Origin of the sequence: Aeromonas sp. 3P, from assembly GCF_051919745.1 — a bacterium.
In the GTDB taxonomy this organism is placed as follows: Bacteria; Pseudomonadota; Gammaproteobacteria; order Enterobacterales; family Aeromonadaceae; genus Aeromonas; species Aeromonas veronii.
The window spans coordinates 1,581,640-1,599,901 of sequence record NZ_JBQBED010000001.1 but is presented as its reverse complement, the minus strand read 5'-3'; the positions used below and the strand labels follow the sequence as shown (position 1 = coordinate 1,599,901).

The following is an 18,262-nucleotide window of genomic DNA, read 5'->3' as shown; positions in this document are numbered from 1 at the left end:
AAAGAAGAGTTCGGGATTATTCGTTAGGGCTGGCCTTGCCGGCTTTTTTGCGGGCGTAGAGGTGACTGTCGGCTGCCTCGTAGAGGCTCGGCACATCGACCCCGGATTGCCAGCTGGCGGCGCCAAGGCTGCATCCGACCGAGAAGGTGCTGAGCTCCTTGTTGGTCATCAACATATGCTGCAGTCGCAGCCAGACCGGGCGCCACGCCTCGGGTTCGGCCGGTTGCAGCAGCAGGGCAAATTCATCTCCCCCGAGCCGGAAGGCTTGATCCGTACTGCGGATGCACCCCTTGAGCAGCTGGGCGAAGCGACTCAGCACCAGATCCCCCACCGGATGGCCCCAGGTGTCGTTGATCTGCTTGAAGCGATCGAGATCCAGCAGCACCAGCACCAGACCGTGAGGCTCGCGGCTGTGCTGCTCGATGGCGCGACCGATAGCCTCGTCAAAGTAGGAGCGGTTGCCAAGGCCGGTCAGGTGATCGAGCCGGACCAGCTGATCCAGTTTTTCCAGCCGCAGATAGAGGGGCAGCAGTAGGCAGAGCAGCTGATGGTATTGCATCAGTACCCGTTGCTGGCTGCCGCTCAGCGGATGTTCCAGCTCGTAGTGGAGCTGGCCGAGCAGTTGGCCGTGCTGACCTCGTAGCTCGAACGGATAGTTGTGCAGGTTGAGGGTGGCCAGTGGCGGGTGCTGGATCAGCACATGGGGCTGGCCACAATCGAGGTAGAGACCGTGGATCCTGACAATTCTTGCCGCACGATCGGCAAAAGTTGTCAGCAGACCGCCGAGATCGCTCTGCCCCAACAACTGCTCGAGCAACTGGTTGCGTTCAACGCTGGGCAACGGCGTGAGCCGCTCCATCTGGCGAACCCACTGCTCGATGCCATGGCTAAAGCCATTAAGTGACGACGTATTTTCCATGGTCTTCCACCTGTAACACCTGACTACTGTCTCCTCCTTGCAATTGGCATGCCCAATATATCTTTCCTGCCCGCCAGATCGACTGACTAAGCTTAAGTCGATAAAAGGAGAGGAAAATTTGTACACCGACCTGTTGATCCTGCTGTTCGCCGCCGTCCTGCTGGTGGCAATTTTCCGGCGCCTCGGCTTGCCGGTCATCCTTGCCTACCTGATTGCCGGCGTCTTGCTCGGCCCCCACGGGCTGGCGGTGATCACCGGCCAGTCGATCATGCAGACCATTGCCGAGCTCGGGATCGTCTTTCTGATGTTCTCGCTGGGGCTGGAGTTCTCCCTGCCGAAATTGCTGGCGATGCGGCGATTGGTGTTGGGGGTCGGGATGTTGCAGGTGCTGCTCACGTCACTGCTCTTTTTCGCCATCGGCTGGTGGTGGGGGTTGGGTCTGGCCCAGTCGCTGGTGGTGGCGGGGACGCTTGCTCTGTCGTCGACGGCGGTGGTGATCAAGCAGCTCGGCGAGCAGAAGCAGCTCCATACCCGCCGCGCCCAGCTGGGGGTGAGCGTGCTGCTGTTTCAGGATCTGGCGGTGGTGCCCCTGCTGGTGATGATCCCTATCCTCGCCCAGCCGGAAGTGCAGGGGAGTGCGCTGGCCGCCGAGATCGCCTGGGCCACCCTCAAGGGGCTGTTTGCTCTATTCACCCTGCTGGCGGTGGGCAAGTGGTTGCTGCCGCTGCTGTTTCACGAGGTGGCGCGAGCCCGCTCCGACGAGTTGTTCGTGCTGAGTGCCCTGCTGGTGGCGCTGCTGGCTGCCTACATGACCCATTCGCTCGGGTTGTCGATGGCGCTGGGGGCGTTTCTGGCGGGGATGATGCTGGGGGAGTCCCACTACCGTCATCAGCTTGAGGTAGACATCAAGCCCTTTCGCGACGTGCTGATGGGGCTCTTCTTTATCACCATCGGCATGGCCATGGAGTGGGAACTGGTGGCGCGGGCTTGGTGGCAGGTACTGATCTGCGTGGTGTTGCTGGTGCTGTGCAAATCCCTGCTGGTGCTGCTTGCCGGGCGGCTGATGGGGGAGCGCAAGCGCGACAGCATGGCCGCCGGTATCATGCTCAGTCAGGTGGGAGAGTTTGGCTTCGTGCTGCTGGCACTGGCACTGCACCACGGCCTGCTGGATCAGCAGCTGGTCTCCCTGCTGATCGGCATCGGCATCATCTCCATCGCCATGACCCCCTGGCTGGTGACCCAGGCCCATTCGCTGGCCCGCAGCCTGACCGATCCGGCGCTGCTGACTCGCTCCGAGGTGGCACAGTCGGGCCTGAGCAAGAGCCAGCACGTCATCATCGCCGGGTTTGGCCGGGCCGGGCAGACCTGCGCCCGCTTCCTCAAACTCGAGGAGATCCCCTTTTTGGCGCTCGATCTCGACCCCGAGCGGGTGAGTGAGGCCAAGCTGGCGGGAGAGCAGGTGGCCTTCGGCGATGCAAGTCGGCGCGATATTCTGCTGGCCGCCGGGCTGTTGCGGGCACGGCTGGTGATCATCACCTTCGATGATCGCAAGCGGGTGGCGGCGATGCTGGCGCTGATCCGCGAACTGGCGGGGGATCTCAAGGTGTTGGTGCGCACCCGGGATGACAGCTTTCTGGAGCAGTACAAGCGGGCGGGGGCCTTCGAGGTGATCCCCGAATCCCAGGAGGGGGCCCTGATGCTGGTCTCCCACCTGCTGGTCAATTGCGATATCCCCCTCGGCCGGGTGATCCGGCGCATGGAGCACGAGCGCAGCAGCCAGTACCGCTTCCTGCACGGCTTCTACTGGGGGGATCAGAGCGCCAGCAATCTGGAGGCAGATCAGTTGCTTGAACGTCTCCACCCGCTGCTGCTGCATGATCAGGCGTGGGCGGTAGGCCGTGAAGTGCGCGAGTTGCCGCTCGATGAGGTGCGGATCAAGGAGGTGCAGCGCGGGGATCAGAGCCTGGAGCCCAGACCCGAGCTGGTGCTGGCGGCTGGGGATCGGCTGATCCTGTTTGGTACCGTGGTGGCGATGGAGCAGGCGGAGCAGCGTTTGCTGGAGGGGCGCTGAGTCCCCTCGCACTCATCGGCAGCCCCCTTTACTCACGCTCTTTTGGTAGCCCTTCGATATCGAGGAAGGCGACGACCCGCTCCCGCTCCCTCAGGGTGTCCTGATAGCCCAGCTTGATCAGCTGCTGGCAATAACCCGGATAGAACATCAAAAAGCTGGCCAGACTGCTGGTCTCATCCCCCTTCACGCCCAGCACCCGCAACAGGCGGCGCAACTTTAGCGGCAGTTTGCGCAGGTAGGCCAGTGCGATGGTGTCGAGATCCTGACTCGGTTTCAGCACGCAGGTCTCCACCCGTTTCAGCTTGAGGCGATTGCGCTCCCGCTCAGGGATCAGATCCAAGGTCTGATTGATGCGCCACAGCCGCTCCAGATCGGAGTTGAGGGTGTCGGTAAAGACCGTATCGAGCAGATGGCTGGCGATATTGGAGCTGGTGAGATGGCCGTGGTGATGGGTCGGCGCCGAGTGCGCCGGCGGATCCAGGGTAATCAACAGGATCCGCTCCGCACCCAGATGGATGGCGGGGCTGAGCGGGCTCAGCTGGTGGATGGATCCGTCGCCGTAGAACTTCTCGCCGATCCGGGTGGCCGGAAAGACGAAGGGCAACGCCGAGGAGGCGAGCAGGTGCTCCGATGTAAGCACGGTGCGTACCCCGCGCCGTCTGGCTCGCTCCCAAGGATGGTGGTCGGCTCGCCCTTGAAAGAAGGTGGTGGAGAGGCCGTCATCGTAATCCGATGCCGTGATAGCCAGCGCCTCCAGACTGCCGTAGAGGATGTTGTCATCGATGCGGTGATAGTCGATGAGCTGATCCAGCAGGCGGTGCAGCGGCGCGTTGTCAAAGAGGTGAAAGGCGTGGTTGGTGTGGGGATTGATCAGCCCCGCCGACCCTTCGTACATCAACCGCCACAGCAGTCGCCCCGGGTGAAAATCGAAGATGTGGTGGGTCTCGAAGCGGCGCCAGACCCACTCCAGCTTGCGCACCCCCAGATGGAAGCAGGAGGCATAGCAGGCGAGCGCGGTGACATTGATGGCCCCCGCCGAGGTGCCACACAGGATGGGAAAAGGGATGCCGAGATTGCGCGGGTAGAGCTCCGCAATCGCCTTGAGGGCACCGACCTGATAGGCGGCGCGAGCACCGCCACCGGTGAGCAACAACGCTGTATTGGGTCTGGCCATATGCTGGCGCCTTATCGTGTTCTGACAAGAATGTTCCCACTGACAAGTTAACTATAAGGCGCTGTATCAAATATAAAAACGGGCGCTCGCCCGTTTTTTTCATGGCCCCATGTCAAAGGGCGCGGTGAGGATTTTCCGGCCGAGCCAGCTGATCGAAGGCGGCGAATACCGGGGCGCTGGCGAGGATGCGACCGTGGCCCAGTCCCCGGGTGCTCACCAGCCGGGTATGACCATCCTGACTGGCCCGCAAGGAATCGCCGTGCGGGGCAAACCTGTCCTCCTCGTCGTGCACTATCATCGCCGCGCCGCTGCGACTGGCGAGACGACCCAGTGGATCGACCGTGCTCAAGGGGTGCTGGTACTCCTGCTCAATCTCCTTGACCACCGCATCAAACAACCGGATGGAGTAGCCGGAGCGCGCCACCATGCCGTAGAGCTGGGGCACATAGTCGAGCACCGGTGAAATCAACAGCAGCGGCAGGGTATCGATACCCGGCTGACGGCTGGAGAGAGTGACGGCGCCCCCCATGCTGTGGGCGATGACCCCGTGCAGCGGGCCTACTTCGCTGGCCAGCTTTGTCGCCAGCTCGTCGAAGGCGCGTACGAAGCGGGGCAGGTGGCCAGTGTTGCCTGCGCTCTGGCCGTGGGCCGGATGATCGTAGGCAATGGCGGTGAAACCCTGCGCGGCGATATGGCTCATCAGCGGATAGAACTGGCTGGCGCTGCCGGACCAGCCGTGCATCAGCAGCCACAGCGGCCCCTGACCGAGCCGATAGCTCATCAATACCCCTTCGCTGGTATGGACGGCCTGCTTCACCAGGCCCGCTGGCTCTTGGCCATTCCGCTGGTTGCGCTGGGGGGTGAGCAGCAACTTGCTGGCGGTGCGCTTGGCATGGCTGGGGGCGAGTCTGTGGTGCAACCGGGTGCCGATCCCCAGCAGCCATTTGCTCGGGCTGAAGCGGCGGGTGTTGAAGTAGATCTTGCTGCTCATGGTCATCCTGTGGTTTTTATGTGCGAACGGTCGTGCTTTTTTGTCGGTTTTTAAAAATTCGTGTTGAACGGATGCCAAAACATCAGCGCCAGCTGCTCAGCAGAGCGTCCACTTCGGGCCAGAAGTGGCGGGCCGGATCCTGACACAGTTCGAGATCGGTGAACACCTGATCCGCCAGATAGAGGCCATAGAGGCGATAAACGGCGCGCCAGGGATCCATCTCCTGTCGCCACTCACCAGCGGCCTGCCCCTGCATCACCTGACGGGCCAGATAGTCGAGCCAGAAGCGCACCAGTTGCCGGGCAGCTTGCTGCACCAGGCTCTTATGCTCATGGCCATCCTGCGCCGAGGTCCAGGCGTCGAGGAACATGCAGCGTCCGGCAAAGCAGTGGTTCCACGCCTGCCAGGCGCGCAGCAGGGCGATCAGCTTGTCGTGCTGGCTCTGGTGCTCCTGCTGACGTACCGGCTGGATCACCCGCAGCCGGAACACCTCGGCGGCGTACTCCAGCACGGCGATCTGCAGATTGTCTCGGGATTGAAAGTGGGCAAACAGGCCGCTTTTGGACATCTCGCAGGCGCTGGCCAGCGAGCCGATGGTCAGGCTCTCCAGTCCTTGCTGGCTCGCCTGCTCGAAGGCAGTCTGCAAAATGGTTTCCCGGGTCAGGCGCCCCTTGCTCATCACTCTCTCCTCGTTGGCGCTGGCAGCATAAAGTACGATCGTGCTAATTGTCGAGCAACAAATAGCCAGCATGGCTGGCTATGTCGTCTCGCGCGTGTCACTGCGCGCAGGGGTCAGCTCTCCTTGATATCGAGCTGTTGCAGGGCGATGACTGCCTGAGTGCGGTTCTTTACGCCCAGTTTTCTGAAGATTGCGGTGATATGGGCCTTGATGGTGGCCTCGGAGACGTTGAGCTCCCAGGCGATCTGCTTGTTGAGGCTGCCATCGCGCAGCATGATCAGCACCTTGTATTGCTGGGGAGTGAGGCTGGCCAGCTTGCTGGCGAAATCGGGGCCGTCTTCCGATTCAGGATGGAGCGAGATGCCTTCCGGCACCCAGTTATCCCCCCGATCACCGTATTGAGGGCGTTGACCAGCTCCTTCATCGGTACCGATTTGGGAATGAAGCCGAGCGCCCCGAGCCGCAACACCTGCTGGATGATGGCCGCATCTTCCGAGGCGGAGACCACCACGATGGGCAGGTCGGGATACTGGCCGCGCAGGTGGGCCAGCCCCTCGAAGCCATTGGCCCCCGGCATCTTGAGATCGAGCAACAACAGGTCAACTTCGGGGTGCTCGCCGAGCAGGCTGGTCAGGCTGTCGATGGAGTCCGCTTCCAGCAATTGAGCGTCGTTGATGGCCATGTGAACCGCTTGGTATAGGGCGCCCCGAAACAGGGGGTGGTCATCTGCGATGACGATGGTAAATTGGCTGTCCATATTTCGGTTAATGGCTCACATTGTTGCTAACTGATTGTTTTGAAAAATCAAACTAGCATCGCTCACCAAGAGGGTCAAACCCGCCGGTGCGCAAATGTGAAGCGACCATCGGATGTTTTGCCATCAGGGCAGATCGGCTGGTCGCAGGCAACTCATGCAGGAGGCAACAGATGGGATCCTTGGTATTGGCGGTGGGCACCGGCTCCACCTGGGCGATGCGGGCGGCACTGGTGCTCGCCATGAGCGGGTTGACGTGGCAGGAGCAGGTGTTCGATCTGGAGGATGCCAAGTCGCTGGCGCGGCTCAAGCGGCTGGCACCGGCCGGTCTGGTGCCCTGGCTCGAACACGATGGCGTGCGGGTTCACGACTCGCTAGCCATCGCCGAATATGTTCACGAGCTCTGCCCCGACCGCCAGCTCTATCCTGTTTCGCTGGCCGAGCGGGCACAGGCTCGCAGCCTCTGCGCCGAGCTACACGCGAGATTTCGGCAGATCCGTTCTCTGCTCCCTTTCTTTCTTGGGGCGCCAACCCGTATCGATCCCCCGGTGGCGGCGGTCGGTGAGCTGGCCCGTTTGCAGGAGATCTGGTCGCAGGCGCGGGGCCCTTTCTACTTTGGCGAGGCGGGCATTGTCGATGCCTTCTATGCGGTGATGGCCTATCGGCTGGCCAGCTACGGCATCCTGTTGCCCGGTCAGGCCGGAGCCTATCAGCAGGCGCTGCTCTCTTGGCCTCTGTGGCAGGAGACCCTGCTCAAGGCGCGGTTGCAGTGGCCGGTGGCGGCGGGCCAGTCACAGTGAGCCTTGGCAGATAGATAAACGAGAGAGGGGCGCCAGTGGCTCCCCTCTCTGTTGCTGGTATATATGGCCCAAGAGTTACTTCTGCCGACCGGCAAAGACCACCACCACCTTGTCATCCCCCTTCTCCCGCACGAAGGCGTAGGGGGCATCCGAGAGTTTCTGGTGGCTGCCTGCCGCAATGGCCGGATGTGCGGCGCGGAACTGGCCCAGTTGCTGCCAGTGCTTGACCAGCTCGGCCTTGTCTCCGCTAGCCAGCTCCTGCCAGTTCATGTCCGAGCGCAGTGCCTGATCGAACACCCCGCCATCCTTGGCCAGCCCGCGCCCTGACTCGTCGCCATAGTAGAGCTGGATGCCGCCTGGCAGCAGCATAAAGCTGTTGGCGACCCGGCGCTGTAGCGGCACATCCTGATAGTCGCCAAAGAACAGCTTGGTGTCGTGGGAGCTGATGTAGCTCAGCACGTTGAACTCGGGATCCTGATTGATGCGGCTGGCGTAGCTAGCATAGGTGGGCTCGGCGCTGGCCATGCACTGAGCCTGTGACAGGGCGAATTCGCGCTGATAGTCGAAGTTGATCAGGGAATCGAAACCGTTCTGATACCAGAAATCCTTGGCGACCCCGTGATCCCATACCTCACCCACCATGTAGAAGGGCAGATCGTCGAGGGCCTTGTCCGGGTTGGCAGCTTTCCACTCCTTGAGCGCAGCGGTGCCCGCCTGCTTGAGCTTGGCCCACACCTCGGGCTCCAGATGCTTGACGGTGTCGGCGCGGAAGCCGTCGATGCCAAAGCGGCGCACCCAGTCGGTGTGCCAGGCGATCAGGTAGTCGCTCACGGTAGCGTTGGGTAGCGCCTTGGCGAGGGTATCCTTTTTCGCGGCCAGCAATGGCGGCAGCCCTACCGGTTTGGCCGATTCGGTCAGAAAGTCCGGCAGCCCCGCCACCGAGCCGGTGACATCGTCGGTGCCGGGCTGCGGGTAGCCGGGCAGACCGGCGCGCACCCAGTCACCACTCCACCACTTGTTCCACTCGGGTGATTGATAGTCGATGAACTGGTTGTAGCCATGCCAGTTAAGGCCGCCGCTCGGGCGCCACTGGTTCCAGACGGTCGGCAGTTTGCCACTGTTCTGGGTCAGTTCGGTGAGCCCCAAATCCTGCAAGTCGGCGAGGGTGGCATAACCGGCGTGGTTCATCACCACGTCGAGGATGATCCGCATGCCGCGCTTGTGGGCCTCGTCCACCAGGGTTTTCAGGCTCTCTTCATCGCCGTAGTTGGGGTCAATCTTGGTGAAGTCGAGCGCCCAGTAGCCGTGGTAGGCGTAGAAGGGGAAATTGCCCTGCTCGCCACCGCCGATAAAGCCGTGCACCTGCTCCACCATAGGGGTGATCCAGATGGCGTTCATGCCGAGGCTCTTGATGTAGTCGAGCTTCTCGGTCAGCCCCTTGAAGTCACCGCCATGCCAGGTGGCTACCTCATCCTGACCATCCTTCTGGCGGCCGAAGCTGTGGTCGTTGGCGGGGTCACCATTGTGGAAGCGATCGGTCAGCAGAAAATAGACGCTCGCCTGATCCCAGCTGAACGGTGCTGGCTTGGCTGCCTTGACCGGCTCGAGCAGCAGCAGGCCTCCGCTCTCTTTGGTCGGGGTCAGGGTCATTTTGCCCTGTTTGACCACCGCCTCTTGTTTTGAGTAGGCATCCCTCAGTCGGGTACCGTCTGGCCAGACCCCTTTCAGGGATACAGTGACCGGGCCGCCATCCCAGCTGATGCAGGGCTCTTGTGGTGGCTGGCGTTTGAATTCGCCCTTCTTGGTCGCCCGCAGCACCTTGAGGCTGGGGGTATCCGGGTTGAAGGTGAACTGATACTCCCCGGCCAGCATCACCCGCAGGGTAAAGCTCTGATCCTTGCTGCATTTGTCCATGGGCTGGGCGGTGCCGAAGGGGAGCGGCTTGCTCTCGCTCGGGCCAAAGCTGGTACCGCAACTGTTGTCTGCGTCGCTGATGCGGATCTGGTGGCTCCCCTTGGCAAGAGGGTGAGTCAGCTCCACAGTGCCCTTGTCCAGCGCGATCGGGGTCGTGACCGGCTGACCATCCACATAGAGGTGAACCTCGGGGGCAGCCATCGCCTGTTGGGTGAACAGAGGGGCGGCCAGCAGGGCGAGCCAGATAGGGGATAAGTGATGAGCACGACGCATAAGCCATTCCTTGAGCAGGGCAGTTCGGACAAGGGCCCATTCTAGGAGCAGCAAAGCGCGCCTTGGATCGGCAAAATGCCGATTTGTGACTTCAGTTCAAATGGTTACGTTTTCAAGCCGAGGAAAGTGTGACGGAGAGGAGATGGGACGCTCTGTCGATAAAAATAGCGGCCATAAAAAATGCCGGTCAGGTGACCGGCATTTGGTGTGTAAGGCATCGTCGTCACATCAGACGGTGAAGAACTTGAAGTTGACGAAGGCCACCGCGATGAAGGAAGCCACCATGCCGCTGATGCAGAGCACCGCCGGGCGGATGGCTGGCCAGCGATGGGTCAGCAGAATGATGGCCAGCAGGGTCGGGTAGAGGCCGAACATGTAGCGTGGCATGGCGTTGAGGCCGGTCATCAGCGGGATGGTGCAGCAGATGAACATCAGGGTCGCTTCCGCCCAGCGCTTCTGGCTGAACAGGTAACCGTTCAGGCACCAGCCGAAGATCACCATGATGGAGAGGTAAGCCTTGCGGCCGCCCAGCTCGAAACCGCTCAGCCACCAGTCCAGCGGGCTGTCCATATAGCGACCCCAGGCCACCTGAATGTGTTTGAAGGCGAAGGCATCGCCGGTCAGGTGATAGAGGTAGACCATGTAGGCAAACAGGCCAAAGGGGATCATCCAGAGGGTGAACACCACCTTGAAGGCGCGCTCGGTAAAGCGGAAAAATTCCCGCCAGCCGTAAGCCTGCAGCGCCAGGATCAGCACCGGGAACACCATCATCACCCCCAGGTTGCGGGTGGCGGAGATACAGACCCCCAGCACGGCCACCATCAGCCACTGTTCCCGATAGGCGAACAGGAACATCCCCAGCATCAGCGCCATAAAGGTCGACTCGGTATAACCGGAGACGAAGTAGGCGGAGAAGGGGGAGAAGGCGAGCAGCCAGACGCCGAAGCGGGCGGTATCGTCCCCCAGCTTGAGCTGGCGCAACACCAGCAGCATCAGCGGCAGGCTGGCGAAGAAGGAGATATTGGTAACAATAATGAGGCCGATCAGGCTCTCCACATTGAACAGGTTGGAGATGGCACCGGAGACCATCGGATAGAGCGGCATAAAGGCCCAGTTGGCCGCATTGCCCTTGCTCAGCCAGCGCGGGTAGAGGTCGTATCCATTTTCGATGATGCGCTGGAACCAGACGCAGTCGAACTGACAATAGGCCTGCAGCGGGCCGATGTCGTGGGAGCCATAGAGCTGGACACCGAAGTAGCCCATGCCATACAGCGCCACCCGGCTCAGCATGAAGGCGGCGATGATCATCAGCCAGTCACGACCGCTGATGCGCAGTGACGGGCGATAGGGGAGTGCAGCCCCGGTTAGCGGGGCAGTATTGGTCATATCATTCATCAGGCAAAAACCCAGACGCGAGAGAGAACGTAAGTGAGGACGGTAACGGTCAGGGTGGCGATGACCACCGGCAGCAGACCGGAGAGCCCCGCAAACAGCAGGCCGCTCAGGATCAGGTTACGCACCGCCAGCGAGAAGAGGGCGACCAGCAGAAACTTGCTGGCGGCTCCCTGCTTCTGGAAGGTGATGTAGCGGTGACCAAAGAAGGAGAACCAGAACGCGATGGCAAAAGCCAGCGTGGTAACCAGGTGCTCCGAGATGGTGGGCCAGGTATGAAACAGTGCGATGGAGGTGCCAAGGTCGACGAGGGTAGCCCCCCCGCCGACAAAACCGAAACGTACCAGCCGCCAGAATTCCTCGCGGGAGATCATTGAGGCGCCTGCTCCTGCTGCTCTTGCGGGTTGCTGTCAGCGCTCTGCGGTTTGGCCGCATCCTGCTTGGCATACTGGCCATAGACCCCTTCAATGAGGTAGACCGGGCGCTGTTTCACTTCCACGAACATGCGGCCGATGTACTCGCCGATGATGCCGAGCGACAGCAGCTGGATACCGCCGAGGAACAGCACTACAGACATCAGGGAGGCGTAACCGGGCACGTCGATGCCGAAGAAGACCACCTGGGTCACGATCTTGAGGATGTAGAGGAAGGCGACGAAGGAGACGCCGACACCCACATAGCTCCAGACCCGCAGCGGCCAGCTGGAGAAGCTGAGCAGACCGTCGAGCGCGAAGTTCCACAGTTTCCAGTAGTTGAATTTGGTTTCACCGGCGTGACGGGCCGGGCGCTCGTAGGGGACGCCAACGGCACGGAAACCGGCCCAGGCAAACAGACCCTTCATGAAACGGTTGCGCTCCGGCAGCAGCTTGATCGCCTCGACCACTCGACGGTCGATCAGGCGGAAGTCACCGGCGTTCTCCGGCAGCTTGGTGCTGGTGGAGAGGGCGTTGAAGAAGCGGTAGAAGCCACCGGCAGTCAGGCGCTTCATCGGGGTATCGGCACTGCGATCGACGCGGATGCCGTAGACGGTGTCATAGTCACCGGTCTGCCACAGTTTGACGAATTCCAGGATCAGGGCGGGCGGGTCTTGCAGATCCACGTCCATTGGCACGATGGCATCCCCTTTGGCCTGATGCAGACCTGCGGTCAGGGCCGCTTCTTTACCGAAGTTGCGTGCCAGGTTGACAAGGGTTACGCGCGGATCGCGGGCGATGGCCTGCTCGACCACTTCACGGGTGCGGTCACGGCTGCCATCGTTGACGAATACAATTTCAAGCTGGTCTTTCAGCGGGGCCAGTTCGTTGTCTATCGCGTTGATGAAGGCATCGATGCTCTCTTCCTCGTTGTAAACGGGAACGACCAGAGAGAGTCGAAAATCTGGATGCGACATAAGAACGTCCTTATTTGGGATAGTTGTTTTTATAAAATGGTATTCGGGGCAAGGATCACTGGGCTACGGTCAAACGTACCGACTGCACATTGATGGGAGTAGGTGCCGAGAGCGCCAGAAAATTGGGGCGCTTGGGATCTGCCGTGAGCGAGTCACCGGGCAGACTGAGGCGGATTTCGTTGATGCCCGCTTTGGCCAGTTTCACCGTGGTGGTGAAGTCGTGACCCAGCGCCACTTTCAACAGGGCACCGGCTTCCGGGCTGTTGATGCGGGCTTGTACGGTAAGCTGATCCGGATTGGCCGCCTGCTTGGGTAGCACAAAGTAGAGACCGCCCTGACCGCTGAGCAGGGTACCTTCGTCGCTCGGCTTCTTGGCCCAGCCTTCGCTGGAGAGGAAGCGGCTCGGCTTGGTCAGATTGAGCTCGTTACCAGGCTGATAGGTCATGCTGGAGTTGTGTTCCCAGAAGCGTGTCTTGCCTTCCAGATAATAGAGTTTGTAGGCCAGGCTCACGTTGGGGTGAGCAGCCAGATAGAGGGTGTAAAGATAAAAACCGCTTAACGCCAGAATGGCAGTCAAAAAACCGAACTTTTTGTACGTCATATCACTCTCTATGCCTGACAGAATGGGTAGGCCGATGTCGCGCATATGCTAATCCAATTGCAAAAAAAGCATAGTGGATCACAAAAAAATATTTGGTCACATATTAACCCCTTTTTACCCCTGTTCCAAACGTTGCTGTTTCCCGGTTAAACAGGTCTGGCGGGGCGCCGGTTGCCAGTGGCGCTCCGGCAGGGCAATTGGCAAATAGACGCGCTTTGCTGCGTCATTTTCTAGCGGATGCGATAGTCATCTGGCCTCTATCGCCATTTTGCAGGGGGCGATTTATGATGACTCACCTATTCGTCAAGGATGACATATGAAGTGGCTCTCTTGCTGTCTGCTGCTTGGATTATGGGCGCCAATGGCATTGGCCAAGGCCCAGTGTCCCGAGCCCATTCAGGTCGGTTACGATAACTGGCCCCCCTACCATTATTACGAAGCCGACTCACCGCAAGAGGTGCGCGGTTATGCCGCCGAGGTGCTGACGGCTGTGCTCACTTCCATGCACTGCAAGGTCAACTATGTGGAGCTGCCCTGGAAGCGGGTACTGCACGAAATGGAGCATGGCGAGATAGACATGGCGATGGAGGCGAATATCAATGATGAGCGCGCCCGTTATGCCTGGTTTTCCGACTCCTACAACCCGGGGCGCACCTTGCTGTGGATCCGCAAGGGCAGCCACTATCCCGAACAGGATCTGACGAGCTGGCTGGCCAGTGGTTACTCCCTCGGCGTTACCAAAGAGTACTTCTATGGTGAGGAAGTGATGTCGCTGCTCGCTCGCTATGCCAAACAGGTGAGTGCGGTGAGCGACCAGCAAAATTTTGAGAAGCTGGCCCGCGGGCGGATCGACGGTTTCCTTGGTGACATGCTGGCTACCCCCAGCGCCCTTAACAAGGAGGGGATGGGCGGTCTGTTCACCAGTCACCCCATGGTGGTATCTGAATCGCCAAGCTTCTTTATGTTGGGCAAGCGCAGCTTTTCGCCGCAATTCTTGCAACAATTCAATCAGGCGTTGGCGCGGTTCAAGGAGACAGATGCGTATGACATTATCTGGCAGCGTTATGCCCCCGGGCGCTAGCAAAGTATTGGCCGTTCACGCATCATGAGCGGCCTGAGCATCGGGTCTGCTTGTCAGGCCCGACAGAGTGAACAAACCGTTTTGAGGTACCCATGGGGATGAAGTATTGGCTGGCCCTTGCCAATCTGGTGTGGCTGGGATGTTTGCCCGCTGGCGCGGTACATGCAACCGAAGCACAAGTCGTGGTGGCGGCCAGTGAAACCGGACACGACTGGTATCAGGGCAGTCAGGCCGAACAGGCCCGTGTCGAGCTGGAGCAGCAGTTGCAAGAGGCTGTGCTTGCCCAGCTGCACCCCGATTTTTTCACGCTGTGGAAGCGCCTGCAGGCCACCCCTGCAGACAAGCGTGGTGCCATCTATGACGACATTTTTACCAAGCTGAGCCGTTTCCAGCACGCCTGGCGGGGGATGGATCTGGTCTCGCGCGAGCAGATGAAGACCCTCAAGCTCGATTTGAACCGCCCTGTAGTGACCCAACCCAGCGATGATGACCTGCTCACCCAGGTGAAATCCCTGCGCCCTCAGGTGGCGGAATACGAGGCGGTGCGGGCCAAAGTGCACAAACTGCTGGCAATGCCGATGGCCAGCAAGTGGCCAACCCTCGATATGCCGACCCTGCGTGCCGGAGAGAGCTCAGCCGAGCTTGGCCAAATCCGCGCCATGCTCAACGAGCTGGGCGACAGCGCCCCGAGCCATGGTGATCAGATTTACGATGGTGATACCGAGCAGGCCATCAAGCAGTTCCAGCGTCGTCACGGTCTCACCGCGGACGGCATTATCGGTCGTCAGACCCGCTCCTGGCTCAATACCGGCCCGCAAGTGCGCGCCAGCCTGCTGCTGCGCAACCTGTGGCGTCGTGATCTGGTGGATCAGCTCGCCGGTGGCCGCTACGTGCTGGTCAATATTCCCGACTACCGTCTGAGCGTGGTGGAGTCCGGCAACGAGGTATTCACCAGCCGGGTCATCGTCGGCAAGGAGCAGCGAGCCACGCCCATCCTCGCCAGCGAAATTCGCTCCATCGTGCTCAATCCCTCCTGGCATGTGCCGCGCTCCATCCTGAGCAAGGACATCCTGCCCAAGCTGGGTCGGGATCCCGCGTACCTGAGTCGCGAGCAGTTCGAGGTGATCGACAGCGAGGGCAACCCGGTCCAGTTCACCGAAGAGGGGTGGCATCAGGCGCTGGCCGCCGGTTTCCCCTATCGCCTGCGGCAAAAGCCGGGGGATCATAATGCGCTGGGGCGCTACAAGTTCTACCTGCCCAACAATGACGCCATCTATCTGCACTCCACCCCGCGCAAGGCGTTATTCGAACAGGGGGCGCGCGCCTTCAGTTCGGGCTGCATCCGGGTGGAACATGCGGACGATCTGGCCGAGCTGTTGTTGGCGGACTCGCGCTATCAGCCGGACAAGGTGGCCAATATCCTCAAGGAGAGCCAGACCAAATGGTTGCCGCTCACCACGCCTATCCCGGTCTTTACCGTCTACTGGAGCAGCTGGATCGACGAAAATGGTCGCCAGCAACTGCGTAACGACATCTACGGATTTGATCGGGTCAGCTTCCAGAGCCGCCTGCTGTGATCCCTGCCACAGAGTGAAAAGCCCGGCCTGTGCCGGGCTTTTCTATGGGCGATTGAGGTTTGACAGGGCCCCCCGCCGGAGGGTAGTTTCAAGCGCCTGTATCACATTCAATCAGTGATCTTATTCAACTATTTTCGCTTGAATCTGCGATGGACGAACCCCTTATGCTGGAACAAGAGATAAGTCGACGTCGCCTGTTGCTGGGAGCCGGTTGCCTGTTGGGCAGCTCGCTGATCTCCTTCCCTGCACTGGCCAGCCGCAGTACCACCGGGCGTGAACTCAGTTTTTTCAATCTCAATACCGGCGAGCGGGTGCGCGCCAGCTATTGGGAAAATGGCCACTATCTGAGCGACGGGTTGGCCGAGCTCAACCACATCTTCCGCGATTACCGGCGCAATGAAGTGTTCAACATCGACAAGAAGCTTTTTGATCAACTGTTTCTGTTGCAGCACAAGCTGGGTCGGCGCAGTGAAATTCAGCTGATCTCCGGCTATCGCGCCCCGGCAACCAATCGTCAGAAGCGCCACAAGAGCCGCGGCGTGGCCAAGCACAGCTACCACACCCTGGGGCAGGCGGTGGATGTGCGGATCCCCGGCGTACAGCTGGCCCATCTGCGCAAGGCGGCGCTCCAGCTCAAGGTGGGTGGGGTTGGTTACTATCCCCGTGATAACTTCGTTCACCTCGATACCGGCCCGGTGCGCAGCTGGTAAAGGGGTTGGCAAGCTGCCAAGCTCTTCCCACCAGAGAGGAGATAGCGATGAAAAAGATAGTGATTGGCGGCCTGATCGCCCTGTTGTTGACCGGTTGCAGCAAGCTCAACCGTGAAAATTACGACCAGTTGAAGATGGGGATGAGTTACGCCGAGGCCAGCACCATTCTGGGCAAGGCGGAGCGCTGTGATGATGCCTTGGGCACTACCAGCTGCCTCTGGGGCGGGGAAGGGAAGAACATCAAGATCCGCTTTATCGCCGACAAGGCGACCTTCTTCAGCTCGGAAGGGATTAACTGAGTCGCAGAACGTCCATGAAAAAAGCGCCACTCGGGCGCTTTTTTGTTGCTCGCAATCCAACCTGCTTCGCCAGAAGCTGGCGTACTCAATGGGTCGCGTACTGGTAGTTGAAAGTAGGCAGACCCCACTTGAACCGTACCGCCAGCAGCCGCAGCACAAAGCCGATCCCGATGGAACCGAACGCGGCCCAGTTGGTCGGCAAGCCCTGATCCAGCGCCAGACAGTAGAGGGCTGCGGTGATCAGCGAAATGGCTGCATAGAGCTCGCGACGAAATACCAGTGGAATCCGCTGGCAGAGCAGATCCCGCAGCACCCCGCCAAAGACCCCGGTCACTACCGCCATGATGCAGGCAATACCGGCGCCGTGGCCCATATCCAGCGCTCGGGCCGCACCGAAGATGGAGAAGACCACCAGTCCCAGGGCATCAAGGGCCATGAACAGCTTGCCGAGATAGCGCATCAGGGGGGCGGAGACCACACCCGCCATCGCGGCTGCCGCAACCAGTAGCACGTATTCCGGATGCTCAATCCAGAGCAGCGGATAGTGGCCGAGCAGCACATCGCGGATGGTGCCACCACCGATGGCCGTCGCCGAGGCGATGATCACCACACCAAACAGATCCATCCGTCGCCGACCCGCGGCCAGCGCGCCGGTCATCCCTTCGGCCACCAGGCCCACCAAGAAGAGTGCATGTAACATGAGATATCCCAGGGAATGAGAAAGGCCAGAATCCTACCAACTCGTGTCATATGGGACAAGCTATCGAATGCATGCATTAATTTAATTCATGCTAAATACGAAAAAGGCACCGTTTCGGGTGCCTTTTTCTAATCAATGTTCAAGGGTTAGCGCCCCAACTGCTCCTGCCGGTAGTGATCGACCCACATGGCGGTGGCACCACAGATGGCGACTGGCATCACGAAGAGGTTCACCACCGGAATGGCGGAGAAGAGGGTCACCAAAGCGCCGAAGCTCAGACACTTGCCGCGGCGCTGCTTCAAGGCGTCGCGCATGGTGATGAAGTCGATCTTGTGGTTGTCGAACGGATAATCCACATACTGGATCGCCATCATCCAGGCGCTGAACAGGAACCAGATTACCGGCGCCAGGGTCTGGCCAACCACCGGGATCAGGAACAGGATCAGGCAGCCGATGGCCTTGGGCAGGTAATACTTCAGCTTGGTCCATTCGCGGCCGAAGGTGCGTGGCACATCCTTGACAATATCCAGCATGCCGCTGTCATTGGCGGGCTGGCCGGTGAGGATCTGCTCCACCTTCTCCGCCAGCAGGCCGTTGAAGGGGGCGGCTACCCAGTTGGCAACCGAGCTGAAGATAAAGGAGAAGACCACCAGTATGGTGATGAGGGCGATGGGCCACAGCAGGTAGTCCAGCCAGTCGAGCCATGCGGGGATCTGCTGATGGAGCCAGGCGAACAAGCCGTCCAGTTGCAGCAGCAGGGCATAGAAGGCCCCGGCAAACAGCACGAAGTTGACCAGCAGGGGGATCAGCACAAAGGTGCGGATGCCCGGCTGGCGAATGAGGGAAAACCCGCGCAGGAAATAGTCTGCACCGCTGATTGAATCTTTGACCATATGGGGTGATTGGCTCATGTGAGCTCCATCTATGCATGGGAGAA

At 60.3% G+C, this 18,262-nt stretch carries 17 protein-coding genes and 1 pseudogene; 6 read left to right on the top strand and 12 right to left on the bottom strand.

The window, feature by feature from the left end; translation table 11 throughout:
- Positions 1 to 16: 16 nt before the first annotated feature.
- Positions 17 to 919, bottom strand: a complete 903-nt coding sequence (locus ACTG19_RS07110) for a GGDEF domain-containing protein (RefSeq protein ID WP_005347848.1) — start codon at positions 917 to 919, stop codon at positions 17 to 19.
- Positions 920 to 1,037: 118 nt separating this feature from the next.
- On the opposite strand from ACTG19_RS07110, the gene ACTG19_RS07105 reads away from it, so the two are divergent.
- Positions 1,038 to 2,990: a cation:proton antiporter domain-containing protein gene (locus ACTG19_RS07105; RefSeq protein WP_439988919.1), complete on the top strand. Its 1,953-nt coding sequence runs from the start codon at positions 1,038 to 1,040 to the stop codon at positions 2,988 to 2,990.
- A 28-nt stretch (positions 2,991 to 3,018) separates the two neighbouring features.
- Here ACTG19_RS07105 and ACTG19_RS07100 read toward each other — a convergent pair whose 3' ends face one another.
- The 4 genes and pseudogenes from ACTG19_RS07100 to ACTG19_RS07085 form a co-directional block, all read right to left on the bottom strand.
- Complete coding sequence (locus ACTG19_RS07100) at positions 3,019 to 4,164, bottom strand: patatin-like phospholipase family protein (protein WP_005347843.1); 1,146 nt, start codon at positions 4,162 to 4,164, stop codon at positions 3,019 to 3,021.
- A gap of 112 nt (positions 4,165 to 4,276) precedes the next feature.
- Positions 4,277 to 5,155, bottom strand: a complete 879-nt coding sequence (locus tag ACTG19_RS07095) for an alpha/beta hydrolase (RefSeq protein ID WP_201989767.1) — start codon at positions 5,153 to 5,155, stop codon at positions 4,277 to 4,279.
- Positions 5,156 to 5,237: 82 nt separating this feature from the next.
- On the bottom strand, positions 5,238 to 5,834 hold the full coding sequence (locus tag ACTG19_RS07090; RefSeq protein WP_139735675.1) for a TetR/AcrR family transcriptional regulator: 597 nt from the start codon (positions 5,832 to 5,834) through the stop codon (positions 5,238 to 5,240).
- Between the two features lie 113 nt (positions 5,835 to 5,947).
- A pseudogene (locus ACTG19_RS07085) lies at positions 5,948 to 6,591 on the bottom strand (response regulator).
- A 170-nt stretch (positions 6,592 to 6,761) separates the two neighbouring features.
- On the opposite strand from ACTG19_RS07085, the gene ACTG19_RS07080 reads away from it, so the two are divergent.
- A complete protein-coding gene (locus ACTG19_RS07080) occupies positions 6,762 to 7,388 on the top strand; it encodes a glutathione S-transferase N-terminal domain-containing protein (protein WP_429213443.1) in 627 nt (208 codons plus the stop codon).
- Between the two features lie 75 nt (positions 7,389 to 7,463).
- On the opposite strand, the gene ACTG19_RS07075 is transcribed toward ACTG19_RS07080, so the two are convergent.
- From ACTG19_RS07075 to ACTG19_RS07055, 5 genes are all read right to left on the bottom strand, one after another.
- Positions 7,464 to 9,575 carry an alpha-amylase gene (locus ACTG19_RS07075; protein ID WP_429213441.1) on the bottom strand — a complete coding sequence of 704 codons (2,112 nt, stop codon included), beginning with the start codon at positions 9,573 to 9,575 and terminating at the stop codon, positions 7,464 to 7,466.
- A 228-nt stretch (positions 9,576 to 9,803) separates the two neighbouring features.
- Positions 9,804 to 10,970, bottom strand: coding sequence for a hypothetical protein (locus ACTG19_RS07070; protein ID WP_429213439.1), 1,167 nt, complete (start codon positions 10,968 to 10,970; stop codon positions 9,804 to 9,806).
- Positions 10,970 to 11,341: a GtrA family protein gene (locus ACTG19_RS07065; RefSeq protein ID WP_005338463.1), complete on the bottom strand. Its 372-nt coding sequence runs from the start codon at positions 11,339 to 11,341 to the stop codon at positions 10,970 to 10,972. The genes ACTG19_RS07070 and ACTG19_RS07065 overlap by 1 nt, the downstream gene beginning before the upstream one ends.
- Entirely contained in the window at positions 11,338 to 12,357 is a 1,020-nt protein-coding gene (locus tag ACTG19_RS07060; protein WP_005338462.1) for a glycosyltransferase family 2 protein, read from the bottom strand. The genes ACTG19_RS07065 and ACTG19_RS07060 overlap by 4 nt, the downstream gene beginning before the upstream one ends.
- Before the next feature lie 55 nt (positions 12,358 to 12,412).
- Positions 12,413 to 12,958: a hypothetical protein gene (locus ACTG19_RS07055; RefSeq protein ID WP_041202288.1), complete on the bottom strand. Its 546-nt coding sequence runs from the start codon at positions 12,956 to 12,958 to the stop codon at positions 12,413 to 12,415.
- A 316-nt stretch (positions 12,959 to 13,274) separates the two neighbouring features.
- Between ACTG19_RS07055 and ACTG19_RS07050 the strand changes: the two genes are divergently transcribed.
- The 4 genes from ACTG19_RS07050 (at position 13,275) to ACTG19_RS07035 (ending at position 16,625) form a co-directional block, all read left to right on the top strand.
- Positions 13,275 to 14,039: a substrate-binding periplasmic protein gene (locus ACTG19_RS07050; protein ID WP_429213435.1), complete on the top strand. Its 765-nt coding sequence runs from the start codon at positions 13,275 to 13,277 to the stop codon at positions 14,037 to 14,039.
- A 92-nt stretch (positions 14,040 to 14,131) separates the two neighbouring features.
- Positions 14,132 to 15,616 (top strand): L,D-transpeptidase family protein, encoded by a 1,485-nt coding sequence (locus ACTG19_RS07045; RefSeq protein WP_005358830.1) that lies wholly within the window; start codon positions 14,132 to 14,134, stop codon positions 15,614 to 15,616.
- A gap of 164 nt (positions 15,617 to 15,780) precedes the next feature.
- Entirely contained in the window at positions 15,781 to 16,326 is a 546-nt protein-coding gene (locus ACTG19_RS07040) for a DUF882 domain-containing protein (RefSeq protein WP_005338458.1), read from the top strand.
- A 47-nt stretch (positions 16,327 to 16,373) separates the two neighbouring features.
- Complete coding sequence (locus tag ACTG19_RS07035; protein ID WP_005338457.1) at positions 16,374 to 16,625, top strand: lipoprotein; 252 nt, start codon at positions 16,374 to 16,376, stop codon at positions 16,623 to 16,625.
- An 85-nt stretch (positions 16,626 to 16,710) separates the two neighbouring features.
- Here the strand turns inward: ACTG19_RS07035 and ACTG19_RS07030 are convergent, their stop codons facing one another.
- Together ACTG19_RS07030 and cysZ are read right to left on the bottom strand one after the other, a co-directional pair.
- Positions 16,711 to 17,325: a trimeric intracellular cation channel family protein gene (locus tag ACTG19_RS07030; protein WP_005338456.1), complete on the bottom strand. Its 615-nt coding sequence runs from the start codon at positions 17,323 to 17,325 to the stop codon at positions 16,711 to 16,713.
- A gap of 146 nt (positions 17,326 to 17,471) precedes the next feature.
- Complete coding sequence (cysZ, locus tag ACTG19_RS07025; protein ID WP_103251523.1) at positions 17,472 to 18,236, bottom strand: sulfate transporter CysZ; 765 nt, start codon at positions 18,234 to 18,236, stop codon at positions 17,472 to 17,474.
- Between the last annotated feature and the right edge of the window lie 26 nt (positions 18,237 to 18,262).